This window comes from Microbulbifer maximicatervae (SeqCode) (assembly GCF_052467955.1).
In genome coordinates this window covers 4,430,806-4,450,295 of sequence record NZ_CP174329.1, presented here as the reverse complement: position 1 = coordinate 4,450,295, position 19,490 = coordinate 4,430,806, and the positions used below count along the sequence as shown (strand labels likewise).

General features: G+C 44.2%; 16 protein-coding genes. 1 reads left to right on the top strand and 15 read right to left on the bottom strand.

Translation table 11 applies throughout. From position 1 onward, the window contains the following. Positions 1-350: 350 nt before the first annotated feature. The gene (gcvA, locus tag ACJJI5_RS19215) at positions 351-1,280 is read right to left on the bottom strand and encodes a transcriptional regulator GcvA (RefSeq protein WP_445354973.1); all 930 of its coding nucleotides are present in this window, start codon (positions 1,278-1,280) and stop codon (positions 351-353) included. A gap of 90 nt (positions 1,281-1,370) precedes the next feature. Between gcvA and ACJJI5_RS19210 the strand changes: the two genes are divergently transcribed. Beyond that, the gene (locus tag ACJJI5_RS19210) at positions 1,371-2,120 is read left to right on the top strand and encodes an SDR family oxidoreductase (RefSeq protein ID WP_445354972.1); all 750 of its coding nucleotides are present in this window, start codon (positions 1,371-1,373) and stop codon (positions 2,118-2,120) included. A gap of 44 nt (positions 2,121-2,164) precedes the next feature. Here the strand turns inward: ACJJI5_RS19210 and ACJJI5_RS19205 are convergent, their stop codons facing one another. The 14 genes from ACJJI5_RS19205 to ACJJI5_RS19140 all read right to left on the bottom strand — a co-directional run bounded on the left by ACJJI5_RS19205 (position 2,165) and on the right by ACJJI5_RS19140 (position 18,903). Beyond that, positions 2,165-2,398, bottom strand: coding sequence for a DUF5062 family protein (locus ACJJI5_RS19205; protein ID WP_444912225.1), 234 nt, complete (start codon positions 2,396-2,398; stop codon positions 2,165-2,167). Between the two features lie 123 nt (positions 2,399-2,521). After that, positions 2,522-3,070, bottom strand: coding sequence for a low molecular weight protein tyrosine phosphatase family protein (locus ACJJI5_RS19200; RefSeq protein WP_445354971.1), 549 nt, complete (start codon positions 3,068-3,070; stop codon positions 2,522-2,524). 838 nt (positions 3,071-3,908) lie between these two features. Continuing rightward, positions 3,909-4,184, bottom strand: coding sequence for a hypothetical protein (locus tag ACJJI5_RS19195; protein WP_444912227.1), 276 nt, complete (start codon positions 4,182-4,184; stop codon positions 3,909-3,911). Between the two features lie 82 nt (positions 4,185-4,266). Beyond that, positions 4,267-4,545, bottom strand: a complete 279-nt coding sequence (locus tag ACJJI5_RS19190) for a hypothetical protein (RefSeq protein ID WP_444912228.1) — start codon at positions 4,543-4,545, stop codon at positions 4,267-4,269. Between the two features lie 688 nt (positions 4,546-5,233). Further along, on the bottom strand, positions 5,234-5,683 hold the full coding sequence (locus tag ACJJI5_RS19185; protein WP_445354970.1) for a hypothetical protein: 450 nt from the start codon (positions 5,681-5,683) through the stop codon (positions 5,234-5,236). A 938-nt stretch (positions 5,684-6,621) separates the two neighbouring features. After that, entirely contained in the window at positions 6,622-7,089 is a 468-nt protein-coding gene (locus ACJJI5_RS19180; RefSeq protein ID WP_444912230.1) for a hypothetical protein, read from the bottom strand. 1,592 nt (positions 7,090-8,681) lie between these two features. Further along, positions 8,682-9,932, bottom strand: a complete 1,251-nt coding sequence (locus ACJJI5_RS19175) for a hypothetical protein (RefSeq protein WP_413664613.1) — start codon at positions 9,930-9,932, stop codon at positions 8,682-8,684. Between the two features lie 1,336 nt (positions 9,933-11,268). After that, entirely contained in the window at positions 11,269-11,667 is a 399-nt protein-coding gene (locus ACJJI5_RS19170) for a hypothetical protein (protein WP_413664614.1), read from the bottom strand. Positions 11,668-12,545: 878 nt separating this feature from the next. Then, entirely contained in the window at positions 12,546-13,031 is a 486-nt protein-coding gene (locus ACJJI5_RS19165; protein WP_445354969.1) for a hypothetical protein, read from the bottom strand. 872 nt (positions 13,032-13,903) lie between these two features. Next, a complete protein-coding gene (locus tag ACJJI5_RS19160) occupies positions 13,904-14,479 on the bottom strand; it encodes a hypothetical protein (protein WP_413664616.1) in 576 nt (191 codons plus the stop codon). Positions 14,480-14,579: 100 nt separating this feature from the next. Further along, complete coding sequence (locus ACJJI5_RS19155) at positions 14,580-14,972, bottom strand: SMI1/KNR4 family protein (protein ID WP_413664617.1); 393 nt, start codon at positions 14,970-14,972, stop codon at positions 14,580-14,582. A 757-nt stretch (positions 14,973-15,729) separates the two neighbouring features. Beyond that, entirely contained in the window at positions 15,730-16,374 is a 645-nt protein-coding gene (locus ACJJI5_RS19150; RefSeq protein ID WP_445354968.1) for a hypothetical protein, read from the bottom strand. A 581-nt stretch (positions 16,375-16,955) separates the two neighbouring features. Beyond that, positions 16,956-17,558, bottom strand: a complete 603-nt coding sequence (locus ACJJI5_RS19145) for a class I SAM-dependent methyltransferase (RefSeq protein WP_445354967.1) — start codon at positions 17,556-17,558, stop codon at positions 16,956-16,958. An 868-nt stretch (positions 17,559-18,426) separates the two neighbouring features. Further along, positions 18,427-18,903: a YcxB family protein gene (locus ACJJI5_RS19140; RefSeq protein ID WP_413664620.1), complete on the bottom strand. Its 477-nt coding sequence runs from the start codon at positions 18,901-18,903 to the stop codon at positions 18,427-18,429. Positions 18,904-19,490 lie beyond the last annotated feature (587 nt).

Here is a 19,490-nt window from a genome sequence, read left to right as displayed (position 1 = left end):
TTTCTACCTTCAATATCACCTGTATCTCTTACTTTATTCATGTGTTCTCCGTTCGGCATTTTACACTTGTGTATATAATGTATGTATTTAGCATTGTTAGCACCTAGCAAAACATGTAGTGCTGACTCTGGTGCCTAATCAAGCTACGTGACCGTAACTTTTTACTTTTGCGGATTTTGAACATTATTATTTTCGGAACTCCTTGTATCAATTAGCTACGAGACCGCTGGATCAATATTTCCTGAAAATATTTTACTTGTAGATGGATTGTTTCCATAAGACTATTAACGCTTAGGATTATCGGCGAGGCTTTGCCGTGTCCAGCTAATTGATTGTTGTTAAGCGATACCTTATCTCTCTCCGGACTTGCGTTGAACAGCTTGATTTACCTCGCTGAGTATAAAGTTACGAAAAGCCTGTACTCCAAGGTTATCAAGTTTTTCGTATGGGCAGACAAGATAATAAGAGAAGTTGGAATCAATGCTTATATCAAATGGTTTTACGATTCTTCCAGATTTTAAGTCATCCTCGATTAGAGATATTCGGCCCAGTGCAACGCCCTGGCAGTTTTCGACTGCAATTGCGAGAGAGTTACCATCATTCATGACGCTACCTGATCGCGGATCGACATCGTCGACCCCGGCTGCTTTGAGCCACGATGCCCAATCGTCAAAATTATCTTCATGCAGCAAGGTTTGATACTTGAGGTCGGATGGCACTTTCAAAGGATTTTTGCCGTTAAGCAGCGAAGGGTGGCAAATCGGGCTTAAATCGAGCGGCAACGAAAGCCTGGTCACTGAACCTTGCCAGTTTCCGTCACCAGCTCGAATGGAAATATCGACGCCATCGTTAGTGAAATTGGCGAGAGCCAGGGTATGGTGAACATTCAACTGTATATCAGGGTAGGCTCTCCAGAAGTTACCTAACCGCTGTATTAACCATTTGCTGGCAAAACTGGGGGTTACGCTCACGGTTACCACCGGAGATTGACTCTCGGCTTTGATGAGGTGGAGCGCATTTTCGAGTCGATCAAAACATTCACTGGCTTCGGATAACAGCTTTTTCCCAGCATCGGTCAATGAAATCGACTTCCCCGCTCGATGGAACAGTTTTACACCCAGTCTCGACTCCAAATTTCTCACTTGGTGACTGATCGCCGTTTGCGTAACGCTCAACTCCTTCGCAGCATCGGTAAAACTCATATGCCTTGCCGCAGCCTCAAACCCACGCAAGCCGGCCAAAGATGGTAAAGATCGTGTTTTGGTATGAATTAAACTCATAAGTACATGTAATTATATCCTTTTGTTGCCACTTTTAAAGATCGTATATTGATCTCCACCCATGAATTATTTGCACTAGAGGATAGCGTAATGTCCGAAACAAAAGTTGCTATTATGACCGGAACTGGTCAGGGAATTGGTGCCGGCTGCGCCCGCGAAATGGCTAAGGCGGGTTACAAGGTCTCGTTGATGTCCCCTTCCAACCGCAGTGTTGAACTGGCCAAGGAATTAGGTGGCATAGGGCGGCAGGGTTCGGTTCTCGAAACCGCAGATCTGCAGGCAATGGTCGACGATACGATGCAAACCTATGGCCGTATTGACGCCATCGTTAGCAATATGGGCCATGGTGGCGGGGTGCCGGAAGAAATTAAAACAGTAGGGTTCGATCCTGATTTCAACGGCCCCCTGCTTGAGCTAAGCGACGATCTCTGGCATGAGAGCCTCGATATGTACGTGCTCAATGTCGTCAAGCTTGCCCGTATAGTCACGCCGATTTATATCAAGCAGGGAGGAGGGGCATTTGTCAATATTTCTTCAATGAACACGGTTGAGCCGAGAGCGCCTTATCCGATGAGCATGCTGCGTGGCGCTTTACACAGTTTTGCCAAGCTCTATGGTGATCGTTATGCAAGATACAATATTCGCATGAATAATTTAATGCCGGGCTTCTGTGAAAACGTAAACCTGTCGGAGTTTGCCCGCAGTTCCATACCCGCACAGCGCACTGCCACGTTCGAAGAAATCGGGCAGACCTGTGTCTTTCTTGCTTCACATGAAGCCCGATACATCAATGGGCAAAGTATCTTGTCTGATGGCGGTATGAATCGGGCGGTTCGCTAGACACTAGTGACTACCCGATTTAGTTGAAAATCCTATTAGAGCGCTCAGTACTTTGAAGCCCAAATTGCCAACCTATGCATGATTGCCTTCTGTGATATCTTGTCTTCTGGAAGCGGTTGAATTATTTTATCGTGAACTAAAAGACGGTAAATATATTCGAGTTTCTCGTGAGCTGAATCGGTAGCTTCGAACTCGACAACTCCTCGCTTGGTGCCATATGCAGTACCGAGTGCTATAGCCTTTTTCACTAACTCTTTTTCGTTTTTGAGTTTCTTCATTATTATGTCTCAAAGAGGTTGTCGATATTACACGCCTACCGTTTTTAGCAGAGGGGAACTGCGGAACCGCAGGTGTAGTAGTTTTTCAGCTTACCTAAATTTTGTAAGGGCTGAACCTGGACACTAACTCTCTAAGTACGCCCTAACAACCGATTCTAATTCTTGAACTAACTCTGGGTCCATGTATTTGTATTCATCTGGAATATCTAAGACATGAACTGGCTTATGATCCAGCATTCTAGAGAATTCTGCTATTAGCCTATTTTTATGCTTTTGTTCCATAACAAATATCACATCAGCCCAGCGAATATCCGCTGATCTGACTGTTTTTTTAGCCCGCGGGCTGGTACCCGCAGATTTAGCGTTGAAATCAGGGTGTTTTCTCCAAATGGCTTCAGCTGTAGGACTACGCCACTGATTCCGGCTACATATGAATAGGAGATTTCGCATATCTAAATCTTTCTCAGGAGGCTCAGTATTTAGGATTTGAAGCATAGTTCGCCTGGGGTACTCGATCCCTAATTGCTTAGCTCTACGAAGCTTTTCAGAGCGTGTATACATCAACTTCCAGTTTTTCTCCGAAATCCACGGCTTTTTAGTTCTAGCACTATTCTTATGGGGCTTAGCTTTGGTCTTGGATCTTCTCGCAGCCCTGCTTCTTAAATCATCCATTATTCTTTCCCCTATCAATTATCGAGTTCAGAAGCCGCGATAAAATGGAGAGGGTTCCTAATCTTGCGTGTGCTTAACGCCTGGCGCAATGGCGAGGCACACAATGCTGAGTCCAACCGTGATGGACTTAGCATTGCCGCCACTTGGTACGCCCAGTATAGACGTAAGCTAACAGGGCGAAAGTCCCTTGTAAGAAAATCACCGTTGAATGGGGTCCATTAAATGCTAACTACTAGCGAATGGCAACCGCAGCACCGTGAGGTTTTGTGGGCGAGGAAGCTGCTAGCAAAACTACGAGCTGACGAATAGAAATATCCTATACGGCTTAGTCTGGAGGCGAGATAGCCAAGAATACCGACGCGGAGTGATCTAACGTGTAGAGTAAATAATACAGTAGTGTGGTGACAATTCACGTCCTTATCTGGGGGGGCTGTGTAACTTACTGTTGTGAGGCTGTCAGCTCATAAGTAGGCCTAACCCGCTAGCCACGATCTCGGGATAGATGAAAGTGGTGGAACACAGCTGCGCCTCGGTCTGTAATGGCTAGGTGATTATACAGAAGCCAGCAGGCTGCATAATGGTCAAATGCAAGATTAATATCTTTGGCAGAGTTAAGGCCTGAACCTAAATCTACGAGTTAAAAGATTAGGCTAGCCTACCGATATATTTCCAGTTTGGATAAATTTGAGGTAGCGTACTTTCGTGACACTCAGCTCAGATGAAGTGCTGGACAATAATGTTGTCTGGTAGAGATTCATTACGAATAGGGAGCCGTCCATTGCGGACTCGCTCGATGGGTGGTGTGGGGGCCGGTAGCTAGAAACTACTTGCTCCCAATTTATTTTTTTTCACGACTTCCTCTATTTCTAGCAGCTTGACAAGCTAACACTAATATTAATGGAAGCAATGTAAAGTCTACGATTAAAGCAAGCCACCAATAATCCGACAAGTGAAATGTTGGATGTAAATATACTCCACCCAAGCAAATTATACCGCCTATATATGGGGAAAATGATGTACTACCTTTCTTTATCAAAGCACTTAGCCCTGATGCCCAGTTAGAAAGACCAATGACGCTACCAATAATAATCAAGCTTAATGCAAAGGTTTTCATTTTTTCTCGCCACTACACATAATACCCAAAGCAGCACTGCACGTTAGCACGTCCTATCCATAAGGCGCACAGCCTTTATTTGTTAGGTGCTTGACCGTGGGATTTCATTCTTCCACAGGTAGCACTCTAAATTTGTTTTACGTTTAAAGCGTTCAAGTACATTTGCACTAATATGCCAGCGCCTACAAATTACCAATAATTTAATTATGGCTTCATCTGAAGGTGATTGGTTAAAGCTGATAGTGAGTTCCATTCCATGGCCTCGTACTTGTTTGTAGTCAGGAAGCTCATAGATACAGGAAAAGAAAATATTTTCATCTTCTTGGTCGTAGAAAGTTGGCCCATCAATCGTAATATCCATGCGTACACCTAACGCTTTTAGCACGAGTAAGGCTGAAGCGCAGCGCCAATTTCGTCGGCTTGCCTACGCTCGGTATGCCCAGCACGGGCGTGAACTAATGGGGTGAAAATCCCCGATAGGAAAATCACCAATCAATGGGCGCTATTAAATGCTAACTACTAACTAATGGCAACTGCAACACCAACACCTCGAAGTTTTGTGTGGAGGAAGCGGCTAGTAAAGCTACGAGCAGACGAACAGATACATCCTAAAAGACTTAGCCTGGAAGCAAAGTGGTTAAGGACATCGAAGCTGGGTGATCTAACGGGTAGAGTCAATGATGCGGTTGTGTAGTGAAAGTCAAGGTTCTTATCGGAGGAGATTTATTTGTCTTGCTGGGGGAGGTTGTCAGCATGGTCGCAGACTCATAATTAGGCACCACCCGATAGCCACCAACGTGGAGATAGAAAGAATGGAGGAGCACAGCTGCGCCTCGGTCAGTTATCGCCAAGGTGAATAAACAGACGTTAGCCTACCGATAAGTTGCCAGTTGGATATAGTTGGGGCAGTCGTACTGCCATGACACTCAACTTGAGTGAAGTGCTGCTCGATACTATCGATAGGTAGTGGTTCATTACTGATAGGGGACTGTTCATTGCGGACCCGCAAAATGGTTGGCAGCTTAAGGCTGCCAACTACTCGATATAGTCTATTTCTTGACTTTGTGTACCCTTATTATCTCGCCTGTTTCAGCATTCTTTACTATAAACTTCAAAGGCTCAAAATTTTTCTCTTCTTGCATACATTCAATATATTTATCCTGAAGGCTATTAATAGCCTTAATCTCAGTCGGCTTCTCCAGAGTCATATATTCTTTCGTATAATCTTCATATGTTTTGGGGTTACCCTTAGACTGATAAGAGGGGGTATCACTTTTAATTGGAATAGATAAAGCCGCACTGGCCAAATTAAATGATCCATTAATGCCTAAACCTCGAGATGATCTATTTTTAATATATTCAGACATGTGTTTAGTGGATATTCCGTTTAGCTTTGAGCGATCATATACTAATATATCATTAATTTTGACCCCATCATCATAAACAGTATTTTCACACTCTTTCTGGGCCTTTAAATATTCTGGGTGTTTACTGGTCACCTCTCCAAATACAGGATTAAATTGTATAGTTTCATATGTTTTTTTACTGGTTTAAATGATTTTTTCAACTCGGTTGAAGCACACCCAGCTAGCCCGAGAAAGGGTATTACTAACACCATATCCCTAATAATCACAACTCTTCAACCTCCTGAGATATCATGCCCTGTACAAGGGCTGGCAGATAAGCGCAGCCTTTTGGCTGTACCAGCGATCAAGGGGAGCGATTGGTACAGCATGGACGCGGACTAATGGGTGGAAGTCCCTTATAGGAAAATCACCATTTAATGGGCGCCATTAAATGCTAACTACTAGCGAATGACAACTGCAGTACCGTGAGGTCTTGTGGGGAGGAAGCCGCTAGCAAAACTACGAGCTGACAAACGGAAACATCTTATAAGGTTTAGCCTGGAGGCGAGGTAGCCAAGGGCAGCGAAACTATTTGATCTAACGAGTAGGGTAAATGATGCGGTTGTGTAGTGAAAGTTCACGTTCTTATCTGGGGAGGCCCGTTTAGATTGCTACTGTGAAACTGTAAGCATGGCCGCTGACTCATAACCGGGCCCAACCCGCTAGCCACCATCGTGGGGATAGACAAAAGTGTTGGGACATATCAGTGCCGCGGTTAGTAATTGACTAAGCTGATTAAACAGAAGCCAGCCTACGGCATAGTAGCTTAATACCTTGGACAGGTTGAGGGCCTGAACCCAAAATCCACGAGTTAAAAGATAGGGCTAGCCTACCGACATGTTTCCCATCCGGATAAAGTTGAGGTGGCGCACTGTCATGACACTCAACTCAACTCAAGTGAATATCTGCTTGGCACTATCGCTGGGTAGAGATTCATTACAGATAGGGAGCCACCCATTGCGGACCCGTACGATGGATGGTATGGGGCGGTAGCTAGAAACTACTGGCTACCGACTTGTAAAACTGCACCGCTATGAAAAATATGTCGATTTTATTTCAGAAGGTACCAAAGAACTCCATTGTTTCTCGAACTCTGCCTCTTCGCTTTCTTCAACACCACATTCGTAGTCCAAGGAAGAATTAAACCGCTGTTCCTCTTTTGTTAGTATGTAATAGGCTGACGTGCCATATTCATCCCTGATTCTCGCGTAGATCTCTATTCCACGTGCGTTTTTAGCTAAGACATCTACAACGGGCATCCACTCATCACCAAATATGGATATAGAAGCAATTCCATTACCACGCTGGATCCCCTCATGATAAAATGAATTGCCCTTGCAGTACTCAAGCTTATAATGACTACCTTTCAATTGTCCCAACCCTAAAGCCAAGAATAGACTTTCCATTGAGGCCCACTCGATACTTTCATCGTCAGCCTTAATAAGATCAACTATAGAATCATCACCTTTTATTACTACGGTTCCCCATGCTTCAGCCATTTAAATCTCCTATTTTTGATGGTTTTTATAACGCCTAGGATAACGGGCGGAGGTACGTTAGCACCGGGGTCCAGCCCGTAGGGCAATTTTGACGGTATTAGTACGCCCAGTAAGCGCGTAGACTAGTGGGGTGAAAGTCCCCTATAGGAAAATCACCGTTTAATGGGCGCCATTAAATGCTAACTACCAGCGAATGGCAACTGCAATACCGTGAGGTCTTGTGGGGAGGAGGCCGCTAGCAAAGATGAACAGAAGTAGTTTATAAGACTTAGCATGGAGGCGAGGTGGCCAAGGACACCCAGCCGAGTGATCTAGTGGAAAGAGTTAGTGATGCAGTCGAGTAGTGAAAGTTCACGCTCCTATCTGGGCAGATCTGTTTAACCTACTGTAGTTAACCCTCAGTGTATTTAGTTGATATCTTTATGTGATATATTCATTACGGATTGGGAGTTGCCCATTGCAGTCTCCCATGATGGGTGGTATGGGGGCCAGTTGCTAGAAACTACCGACTACCCGATTCATGTGGCCGTTATGGATTTACACACTGTATACTCCACAATCTACCTGAATTCACTTTGGGTTGCCGGCCACTAGAAACCATAACCAACTCTATATCTTTGGGTATATATGTATATCCAGATTTACAGAGCTCTTGGGATCGCCTATGCAGATAATATACATACAATTCTTCTTTAGTATTTTCGTACCCCCAAACTTCAATATCGTAGCGACCGCCCCCTAAGTCTTTCTCTTTGTAGCCTGGAGTATCATCCCCGTAGTTATCCTTCGCGATTGGGGTATATGGGATATTATTCGTACAAGATATATAAAGAATAGAACTCAATAGTACCGATAATTTCTTCAACATATATACTTCCATATAACGATTTTATCACTGGTAGCTGGAGCGTAGAGTGATTGTCCAGCCCCAAAGGGGCGAAGCTTCCAGCATCGGCGTGAACTAATGGGGTGAAAGTCCCCTGTAGGAGGATCACCATTTAATGGGCGCCATTAAATGCTAACTACTAGCGAATGGCAACTGCAATACAGTGAGGTCTTGTTGAGAGCAAACCGCGGGTAGGGCCACGAGCTGATAAGCAGAAACACCCTATAAGGCTGAACTCGGAGGCTAGGTGCCCAAGGACACTGTAGCGCCTCGGTCAGTAATGACCTAGAAGATTAAACAGAATTGAGCCGACGGCATAGTAGCCTAATACCAAGATGAATACCTTGGGCAGGGGGAGGCCCTGCACCCAAAATCTACGGGTTAAAAGACAGGGCTAGCCTACCAATATATTGCCAGTCGGATAAAGTTGAGGTAGCGCAATACTATGACATTTAACTCAATTGAAGCGCTACTCGAGACAATCATTGGGTAGAGATTCATTGTGGGCAGGAAACTTCCCATTACGGGCCCGCATGATAAGTGGTGTGGGTGCCGGTAGCTAGAAACTACCGGATACCCGATTTGGGCATTGCACTCGTTTACAAAGCAGTGTTCGACCCATTCATTTTTCGGTATTTAATATCCTGGAGTTCATCTCATTTTTAATGCCAGAGATCTTTGGTGGGACAGTTCTTGCGTGGTGCGATCACCGCTCAGTAAGAGAAGGAGCTTCTCCCAATTGGTACATCAGCGCTCTGAAAGTTCCTGGATAATACCGTGCCTCAATATCATTCTTGCGATGAGACTTAGGGATATTTTCACCAAATGGAGAATGTTCTTCAGTGAAGGACTTCTTAGGGGTCTTAACTCCTCGTACCTTCATCTCTCTAAGGATGCCAAGATTAACCAGGGCTTTGTTAACCTTAATCGCTGAGATATTATAGCCACCGCCTTTGAGTGCGTTTGATAGCGCTACCAGGTGCCCTTCGAGTTGATCGGCATGTTCAAACTCAACGTTTGCATTGTTATCATCTTCTAACACCAAGGCAGGCTCTATGTCAAACAGACGGGAAAAAGCGGTATTGATAAACTTGTAAAGATCACTCTGTTGGTAGCGCTTCATAATAGCCTGCCGTTCTTCCACCGATAGCTCTCGCCTCAGATTGAACTGCAGATGCACGCCGCTATCACTGACAATCTTGATCTCGTTACCAGCGCCTTCATAACCACTATCTGAAATATCGAAAAGTTCTACATTTGGTAACAATAGGTCCTGGATCAAGCGCTTCACGTACTGCCCCTTTTTTGACGCAATACTGATATAGCCGCACTTCTGTAGACCGTTCCCGTAAATAGCAGTCAAAATGTTTTCGAGTGAACTTGGAGTGTAGTTACCATCGGCCCCGTCTGACCAATAGTACATAGTGAGTTCTTCGACAGTGAGACCACCGTAATCTAACCAGTGCTTAACTAGGTTAGCTTGTTGCTGTTCAGATAGACACTTACCCGTATACAGCTTATTTTCAGCCGGCAAAAGCGCATAAATATTGTAATTGAACGTACAGCCCTCGCCCAAATTTGGGGCCTGTTCCCAGCTTTCTGGCCAGGTTAGTCTCAGATGGTCAGGCTCTTCGTCCTCAGCGAAGGCGCTTAAGGACCTCTCCACTTGGCAGTCGCGATAACGCAGGTCCATAGGCTCAAGTATTTTATCAATCGTGGCTTTTATCTGATCAGCAATCTTGAAGGCGTCACCTTCAAAATCCAGAAATGCATAGATGCCGCCTTTGTCGCAGTGCCAGGAGCACATGGTGCAGATCTCACTCAATTCACTGAGCCCTAAACTAAACTCATCAAGTGTCACATCAATAGTGGTAGTCTCACCGCAGTATAGTGGCACCAGGCTAAGAAAGAATGACTCTGCTTCCTGAGCCGTGTCAAAGAAATACGTTAATCTCATTATTCCTCCATGTACGTTCATATGAGAATGGGGTTAGCCTTTTGTGTAGCTCCGTCGCCGTATCTAAGCTTGTCGGCCTGGCCCCTTGATTAATACCAAGGGCCTGATGCCCGTAACACGGGCGAGGAGCGCAGCGACGAGTCCAGCCCGATTGTGGGCGACCGTGCTTGAAATTATTATATTGTGCATGCAGCTGCAGCTCACTGCTGAATTTAATAATCTAACCAGCCTTCACCTGTACATCATTTCAAACTTGGCCATTATTGGTGATGGCAGCGATTTGACAGCTATTTTAAGTTCGCCTTCTTACAGTATATTTAGAACTTCGCCACATACTGAGATGTGATTTTGACCTGAAATCTGATTGATGTTATGTGCGGTTGCTCCCTTCATGACAGATAGCACGGAAGCAAGCCAAACGTTTAATACTTCCATTCTTGGGGACATCAAGGTGCTCATCCTCATCACTAATAGATATCAAAACACGATGCCGATTCCATCAGCCCAAAATGGATAAAAAATTCTTTGTAGTATGCTCCCTCATGTTGGTTACATTACCTCGGATTAACATATCTCTCCTGGAATATAACGCCTAAATCAGGTGCCACGGTAGGAGTCACATGGATTTACTTAGTACACCCAGCTTGGATATGAACTAATGGGGTAAAAGTCCACTGTAGGAAAATCACCATTTAATGGGCGCCATTAAATGATAACTGCTAGCGAATGGCAACTGTAACACCGTGAGATCTTGTGGGGATGAAGCCGCTAGTAAAGCTATGAACTGAGGAACAGAAATATCCTATGAGGCTTCGCCTGTAGGCGAGGTGGGTAGGTCACCGAAGCCTTGTGAGCTAATAGGTAGAGTCATGATGCAGTTGGGTAGTGGAAGTTCATGCTTTTCTCGGGGGAGGTCTGATGAGCTTACTGCTGTGAAGCCGTCCGCGTAGCCGCTAACTCATAAGTAGGCCCAGCTCGCGAGCCACTATCGCAAAGGATATAAAATTTAGCAGCGACTCGGTCGTAATGACAAAGGTGGTTAAACATAAGTCAGCCGGCGGCATAGTAGCTTAATGCCAGGACTAATACCTTAGATATGGTGAAGTCCTGAACCCAAAATCCACGCGTTAAAAGATAGGACTAGCCTGCCAATATGTTGCCAGCCGGATAAAGTTGAGGTAATGCACTGTCATGATACTCAGCTCAAATGAAGTGCTGCACGATATTGTTGTTGAGTAGAGATTCATCAGGGATAGGGCACGGCCCATTGCGGACCAGCACGATGGGTGGTGTGAGGCCGGTAGCTAAAAACTAGGGCCTACCTGATTTATAGCCATCAGCTTAACACCTCCAGACTACCTTTTTGGGTGTCTAAGCGATGTATTTTTAAGTTATCTTTTTTGGTAAGTGCATTAAATCGGACATATTTACAATCATCTTCAGAGCTCTGGTATATACCCTCAGTCCAAGTAATGTCATCAGGCTCGTTAAATAGCTCAGTTGCTTGGTTAGTTTCGATGTAAAATATTGTTATTCCACATCCTGCTACTACAATGAAACTTCCATCGCATGATATTACAGCTGAATCTGGATCGCCGTAGATCCAAGCTATACATTGATCCTCTTCTTCATGCTCGACTAGATTTCTACAAGTAGACTTATTTTTTAAATACACAGACTCGAAGATGGAATAGACTTTGTAGTCTTTTGTTTCTGCAAGATATCTAATACTCAAAAGAATCTATCCGTGGTTATTGTGTCCGCAACAGCGGACGACAGTACAGAATACAATCCAAGACCAATGAAGCTACCGAAAAATTGACGAACTCTACCAGTAAACATGCAGGCAAATGAAATGCTTAAACAAGCACTGGCGAAGACATAGAAGCCGATTACTTTATCAGTTGGTGGTGCAGAGATAATCATTACAAGGCCAAATGCTCCTGATCCACAGCCAAGTAGTATGGGTGTAAATGAGCTCAGCCCCTCATTGATGATTTCCTCACATGCTCGATACTTAGTCTATAGCCTTAACGCTTTTAGCATCTGCGCCGTAGGCGTCGGCTGCCTAAACTTGGTACGCCCAGTATGGGAGCGAAGTAATGAGGTGAAAGTCCCCTTTAGGAAGATCACCGCCGAATGGGGTCCATTAAATGCTAACTACTAGCGAATGGCAACTGTAACACCGTGAGGTTTTGTGGGGATGAAGCCGCTAGTAAAGCCATGAGCTGACGTACAGAAAGATTATAAAAGGCTTAGCCTGGATACGAGGTGGTCAAGGACAGCGAAGCCGGGTGATCTAACGGGTAGTGTCAATGATGCAGCTATGTAGTGAAAGTTCACGTTTTTATCTAGCGAGATCTGTTTAGCTTACTGCTGTGAAGCTGTCCGTGTAGCCGTTGACTCATAAGTAGGCTCAATACGCTATTTACCGTCTCAGGGAAGGAAAGAGGTAGTAGAACAAAGTAGCGCTTCGGTCAGTGATTGGCAAAGTAATTAAACAGAAAAATGAAGAGCTGCTCGACACTTGCGTTGAACAGAGATTCATTACGGATAGCGCACCGCTCAAATCGGACCCGTACAATGAGTGGTGTGGGGGCCGGCGGCTAGAAACTACCGACTACCTGGTTTAAATGTTGATGCGACACGTACTTTGTCCAGCTGTTTTTCCACACTATAAGTGTAAATTCTTGGCTTCCCGTTGGGAAAATATGATCGCACCACATAATCAGATCCTCTACCGGCTTCTACGATCTTTTGATAAAACTCTACATCTTCCTCTTTTTCCATATCTAGAATTTGATCAAATAACGGGCCAGAGTGAGCCATACCAAATTGATATAGTCCGTTTTTATCTTTTGTAAGATAAACTAAATGTTCCTTATCAATACTATAGGTAAAGCTACAATAAGTACGATTCTGTGATACCTCTACGACCTCATTTTTTTTAATATTCCCTTTAAATGGCTCAATTACGAGATACTTATAGATTCTTACACCCCCCTTTTCTCGAGCTGTTCGTGCCGTAGTTTCGGCTTGTATCAAGTACCCTCGAAAAGCAATATCACTCGACGCTAAATTCGATTCATAGATTGACATACCCTCATACTCCTTCAGCATGGAGGGAGCAATTTTCATACATGCATAAACATTTTCTGATATAGCCGACAGCAATAGTAAGAGTAATGGAGCGTATTGCATTATTTCACTGAACGTCTCAATAATGGACCGGAGCACCTAATGCAGAGATCCGGGTAGCATTGATTAACTTGCTACACCCAGCATAGGCGTGTGCTAATGGGGTGAAAGTCCCCTGTAGGAAGATCACCATTTAATGTGTTCCATTAAATGATAACTACTAGCGAATGGCAACTGCAGCACCGAGAGGCCTTGTGGGGAGGAGGCCGCTAGTAGAGTTATGAGCTGACGTACAGAAATATCATACAAAGCTTAGCCTGGATGCGAGATGGCCAAGGACATCGAAGCCGGGTGATCTAATGGATAGATTCAATAGTGTAGTTGGGTAGTGAAGGTTCACATTCTTATCTGGAGAGATCGATTGAGCTTGCTGCTGTCAACTTGGTCGCTGACTCATAAATAGGCCCAATTCGCTAGCCACCATCGCAGGGATAGAGAAAAAGGGTGGAGCACGGCAGCGTTTCGGTTATTTATAACCGAGATGATTAAACAGAAGTCAGCCGATGGCATAGTAGCCTAATGCCAAGATTAATACCTTGGACAGAGGGAAGGCCTGAACCTAAATCCACAAGTTTAAAGGAAATGCTAGGCTACTGATATATGTCCAGTTGGATAACGCTGAGGTAGCGCGTTGCCATGACACTCTACTCAAATGAAGAGCTGCTCGGCTCTATCGTTGGGTGGGGATACATTGCGGATAGGTAAACGCTCATCGCGTACTCGCACGATGGCTGGTGTGGTAGCCGGAAGCTAGAAACTACCGGCTACCCAATTTAAGCGTCACCCCTGAACCTACGACTATTGGCCATTTGCCTTGCAATATTACGTACTCGCTTATTGGCGCCATTTTCCGCCAACCACCTGACATGATCTAATTTAACATCAGGAAGATCCAGTACATACTCATGCACTGTAGTATCTGTTGACGATTTTACTTCATCAAACGCTAGCTCAATACCAATTGAACGAATTTTTTGACGCAATGCAAACCTTTGATATACCTTCTGTATCGGTTTTTCTAAAATCTCATTATGGTGCGCAATTTTAACAAACTGTTCATCGGTTAGCAGACCCGATTGAATCAGCTCAATTACTCTATTTATATGAAGATCGATATCGTCAGGACCACGATCTTCAAGCGAAAATATATTTTCTACCTCATCGTCTGATAGTGTGCTTTTTCCACGAATATAGTTGAGAAATCCACCCCACCTATAATGCTCTGCATTTTGGTCCTCACTATTATTTATCTCGTGGTACTGCAAGGCTAGAAATTCCTCAGAGATGATACCGCTATCGATCCATTCCTGCGTATACCCTAGCCTTTCCATTGCCTCTTCTGTACTCATATCTTTTCGCTTAACGCCTCAATAGCGGCAGCAATGTGGCGAAGCCACGTTTTTAGCTGTCCGGCCACGTAGGCGCGAAGTTGATCGGTTTGTTAAGTATTTACACATTGCTTGCTACCCATTCTTTAAAAGACGGACAAATCTCTTTGAAGTGGCCTTTAGGGCCCACCTCTGGATCATAACCTGTTGGATCGAATTCAATGACTTTATTATTTTGGCAAGTAGAATCTATGCAATAGTGGATTGCACACCCAATATGAATAAATGGAACTAGTTCCGTTGGCCAAATCCAGTTGGGGTCATCAGAGTCTCCAGAACATAAACTCTGATATAGACTCAAGATCGAATCATCTAAGTCGTTTTTGTGGCCAGTAATAATTCCGAGCATGCCATGTTCAGGGCCAAAACCTTCTTTCCCTTTTTCTTTGTAGAGTTCAATTAAAGATACAGGGAGTTCTATCCCTGTTATTACTTTGAACTCTCTAGCTTCCATTTCGATACTCATAACTTGAGCTGATGCTTAACGCCCAAAGCAGACGCACAGGCTCTTCAGCGTCGTTCTGCCTTTTCTTGGTACGCCCAGCAAGGGCGTAGACTAGTGGGGTGAAAGTTCACTGTACGAGGATTACCATTTCATGGGTTCTATTAAATTCTAACTACTAGCGATTGGCAACTGCAATACCGTGTAGTCTTTTGGGAAGGAAGCCACTAGCAAAACTATGAGGTGAGGAACAGAAACATCATAAAAGGCTTAGGCTGGATGCGAGGTGGCCAAGGACACCGAAGCCGGGTGATCTAACGGGTGGAGTAAATGATGTAGCTGTGTAGTGAAAGTTCACGTTCTTATCTGGGGAAATCTGATTAGCTTGAAGCTGTCAGCGTGGTCGCTGCCTCATAAGTAAGCCCAACCTGGGTGGGGATAGACAAAAGTGGCGCAACACAGCAGCGTCTGGATAAGTAATGACCAGGGTTATTCCACAGAAGTCATAGACTAATACCAATTTGAATACCTTGGACATATTGAAGGTCTGGACTTATACTCACGGGTTATAAGGCAGAACTAGCTTACCGATATGTTTCCAGTCGGATGTATAGTTGAGGTAGCGCATTGCCATGACACTTAACTCAAATGAAGAGCTGCTCGATACTATCGCTGGGTAGAGATTCATTACGGATAGGAAAGCGTCCATTACGGGCTTACACGATGAGTGGTGTGAGGGTCGGTAGCTAGAAACTACCGACTACCCGATTTATAGCTTTATCACAAATTTGTCAGACTCTAGATTCTTCGAGGCAAGGTTAAAAACTTTGTAGCGAAGTTCATTTGACACTTGAACAAGCAAGCCCAGCGTCTGTTTATCTGAGAAATACTCGTACTGGATGATTTTGTTTAATCCAGTATCAAGGCACTCAAGGGTTGTTCCATCGGTGGCGCTGACACAAGCACTTATCCCTTCAGATTCAGGAATAATCTCCACATATATGTAGTCGGACGTCGATTCATTTGTTTGACTATCATATGTTTTAAGAACGCGATGTTCAATAATTTGAGAGTTATTGTTCGGAAGTAACCATATAGGTTCCTCCCCGATTTGACTTAAGAAAAGCAGGTTTCGAAGGGTTCGGCTATACCCCCCAGACTTTAAAACGCCATCACGCTTTGAATAGACACGTATATACTGGATTCCTTTGTCTCGAATTGTTTCTACATCTGAAAGCTCGATTACTTCTTTAGTTTCTTTGTCAGGAGTAGCAATTTCTACCGCATTTCTCCTTGTACTTTTCGTTATCTCTTGAAAGATAAAAAACGCCCCAATTAATGAAGTAATCAATAATAGTAGAAAGAGTATTGAGTTAACTCTGTTGATTGTTAGAAATATCTTATTGCTTTCCATATCTATCCTTGCCTATAACGACTACAACAGGGACGGCTGGAGCATAGCGTCGTTCGTCCTGCTAAGGGTCAAAGGCCCGAAGTAACCTGCTTGTACATGGTACGCCCAGCATGGGCATGAACTAATGGGGTGAAAGTCCCCTTTAGGAAGATCACCGTTTAATGGTTTCCGTTAAATGCTAACTACTGGCGAATGGCAACTGCAGCGCCGCGAGGTCTTTTGGGGAGGAAGCCGCTAACAAAACTACGAGTTGACGAACAGAAATATACCATAAAGCTTAGTCTGCAAGCGAGGTACCAAGGATATCGAAGTTATGTGATCTAACGGGTAGGGTAGATGATGCAGTTGTGTAGTGAAAGTTCACGTTCTTATCTGTGGAGATCTACTTAGCTTGCCGCTGTGCAGTTGTCAGCGTAACTGCGTACCCAGAAGTAGCTCACTGCCATGACACTCAACTCAATAGAAGAGCTGTTTGAGACTATCGTTGGGTAGGGGTTCGTTATGGATAGAGAACTGACTGTTGCGGACCTGCGCGATGGGTGGTGTGGGGGCTGGTGGCTAGAAACAACTTGCTACCCGATTTAGATTTTTCTCGCTACGATGGAGAATATATGCCAATGATGCGGTGTACCATCTGTAGTTTTTCCTGAAAGGTCATGTTCAGTCCACTTTAATAGCTCAAAGTTACTGAGGTGTTTTCTTATCTTCGATTCATTCATAACTAGAGTATCATTCCAGAAAGCTTCCTTATCATACTCAGGCCCAGCCATTGTGTCTTTCGGCCCTAGGAATGAACCGCAAAAAATTCCACCTTTTGTCAAAGAGTTAGTTATTTTCAACCAAACAGATTCAAAATCTTTTTCAGGACAAAAGAAAAGACTGGCATCAGCAACTATTAGTGAGGACTCAGGATAATTGAAACTGCTAAAACTATCCATTGATAGAATAACCTGCTCATCATCTTTAAATCGTTTGCGACATCTAGATATAGATTCATTCTCAATATCAAAGGCATGAACTATGAAATCCTTACCGCGTAAATAAGCTATATCTGATCCTGCTCCACAGCCACAATCAACAGCAACCTTTCTTCCTTTTACTTCGCTAAGAGCATAGATTAAATCTTCTCGAGTATCACTATGTTCTGTTGAGTCATAATAGTTGGAAATTTCTTTCGATGACATTCCCTGTCTCCGATGAGAAGAAAATATAATGCCGCCAACAGCAGCCGAGCGTAGCGAATTCCAGCCCCGAAGGGGCAATACTGGTTAGCCCTGGCACGCCCAGTATGGGCATGGACGAATAGGGGTAAAGTCCCCTGTCGGAAGATCACCGTTTAATAGGTTCCATTAAATGCTAACTACTAACGAATGGCAACTGCAACCCCGTGAGGTCTTGTGGAGAGGAAGCCGCTAGCAAAGACGAACAGAAACATCCTTTAAGGCTTAGCCTGGAGGCGAGGTGGCTAAGGACACCGAAGTCGGGTGATCAAGCGGGTAGGGTCAATGATGCAGTTGTGTAGTGAAAATTTACGTTCCAATCTGGGGAGATCTGTTTAGCTTTCTGCTGTGAAGTTGTCGGGGTTGTTGCAGACTAAGAAGTAGCTCACTGCAATGATACTCAACTCAAATGAAGACCTGTTCGGTACTTTCGTTGGGTAGAGATTCATTACGGATAGGGAAACGCTCATTGCCTATCCTCACGATGGGTGGTGTGGGGGCCGGTAGCTATAAACTACCGGCTACCCAATTTAAGTTTTGGCAAGTTTGGAGCATAGAACCTCCACTACACCAGCTGTATTAAAGTTTAATTTATAGTGGAGCCAATTTTTACCTTCCAAGGCTTCACCCTGCTTAAGATCTTCTTTCATCCTCCCAGAATCATGTAGGGTGTGACAAGAATCAAAGCTCTCAGACTCAGAAATCTCGTATTCTGAATTTTAAAACCGAAATCCTTGCGTATTCTCACACTTGATAGTGATGTGGTTTTCTTGCCAATCATTGAATTCCAAAACGAGGTCAGCACAATCAAATTTGAGGGCGATCTCTAATATCAACCCTTAATCTTGGTAACTATCTCATTAATTAATTCAGGAGGTAATAACGATTTAGATAAATACTGTTGCCCTCCAGATTTAGTCACCAAAATAAGCCCTAAATCAGTTTCAATAGTACGCTCGATATCTGCCCACAACAGAGCTGTTACCGTATAAGAATTTTTTGTCTGGATTCCATCCTTGTCTATAGTTAATTTCACTTCACTACCGGCACTTTTCCCAAGCATCTGCCGTGCTAACCACCAAGCTCGTCGAAATCGAATATGTATGAGCTCCAGCGCGCCCAACGCAATTAACGTGCAACTTGCGATCTTAGGTTGCTCAGTAAATAACAGTAATCCCACACCAGAAGATAATAATAATGTAGGAAGAAGATAATTCGGCTTGATATTTTTCCCATAAGGTAGAGACTGATCAAAGCATTCGGCAAGGTAATCTCTAGATAAGGTAAACTGAGTATTAAAAGGCTGCATAAAAACAACTTATTGTGTCTAGTAAATTTGTCGTAGCACTTCAGTGGGTGTCAGGGTGATTCTATAAGCTAATGTTAATTACGCCACATCTCTTAATAAGACCTCGACTTAGCCCCACATTACGCCCTTGCAACGGCAAATTACAGAATCGAAGGCGTAGTAATTTGTCCGCTTGCCTAAATTTGGCACGCCCAGCATGGACGTGAACTAATCGGGTAAAATTCCCCTGTAGGAAGATCACCATTTAATGGGTTCCATTAAATGCTAACTACTAGCGAATGGCAACTGAAACACAGCAAGGTCTTCTGGGGAGGAAGCGGCTAGTAAAGCTATGAGCTGATGAACAGAAGCATCTTATTTGGCTTGGTCTGGAGGTGAGGTGACCAGGGGCACTGAAACCGGGTGATCTAACGGGTAGAGTCAAGGATGCAGTTATATGACAAAAGTTCACGTTCTTATCTGAGGAGATATGTTTAACTTGCTGCTATGAGGCTGTCAGCGTGGCCGCTGACTCATAAGTAGGTCCAACCCGCTAGCCACCACCGCGGGGATAGACAAAATTGGTGGAATATAGTAACGCTTCGGTT

Coding starts and splice junctions, on each gene's coding strand:
- gcvA (WP_445354973.1), bottom strand. CDS start 1,280: ATGAGTTTAATTCATACCAAAACACGATCTTTACCATCTTTGGCCGGC.
- ACJJI5_RS19210 (WP_445354972.1), top strand. CDS start 1,371: ATGTCCGAAACAAAAGTTGCTATTATGACCGGAACTGGTCAGGGAATT.
- ACJJI5_RS19205 (WP_444912225.1), bottom strand. CDS start 2,398: ATGAAGAAACTCAAAAACGAAAAAGAGTTAGTGAAAAAGGCTATAGCA.
- ACJJI5_RS19200 (WP_445354971.1), bottom strand. CDS start 3,070: ATGGATGATTTAAGAAGCAGGGCTGCGAGAAGATCCAAGACCAAAGCT.
- ACJJI5_RS19195 (WP_444912227.1), bottom strand. CDS start 4,184: ATGAAAACCTTTGCATTAAGCTTGATTATTATTGGTAGCGTCATTGGT.
- ACJJI5_RS19190 (WP_444912228.1), bottom strand. CDS start 4,545: ATGGATATTACGATTGATGGGCCAACTTTCTACGACCAAGAAGATGAA.
- ACJJI5_RS19180 (WP_444912230.1), bottom strand. CDS start 7,089: ATGGCTGAAGCATGGGGAACCGTAGTAATAAAAGGTGATGATTCTATA.
- ACJJI5_RS19175 (WP_413664613.1), bottom strand. CDS start 9,932: ATGAGATTAACGTATTTCTTTGACACGGCTCAGGAAGCAGAGTCATTC.
- ACJJI5_RS19165 (WP_445354969.1), bottom strand. CDS start 13,031: ATGTCAATCTATGAATCGAATTTAGCGTCGAGTGATATTGCTTTTCGA.
- ACJJI5_RS19160 (WP_413664616.1), bottom strand. CDS start 14,479: ATGAGTACAGAAGAGGCAATGGAAAGGCTAGGGTATACGCAGGAATGG.
- ACJJI5_RS19155 (WP_413664617.1), bottom strand. CDS start 14,972: ATGGAAGCTAGAGAGTTCAAAGTAATAACAGGGATAGAACTCCCTGTA.
- ACJJI5_RS19150 (WP_445354968.1), bottom strand. CDS start 16,374: ATGGAAAGCAATAAGATATTTCTAACAATCAACAGAGTTAACTCAATA.
- ACJJI5_RS19145 (WP_445354967.1), bottom strand. CDS start 17,558: ATGTCATCGAAAGAAATTTCCAACTATTATGACTCAACAGAACATAGT.
- ACJJI5_RS19140 (WP_413664620.1), bottom strand. CDS start 18,903: ATGCAGCCTTTTAATACTCAGTTTACCTTATCTAGAGATTACCTTGCC.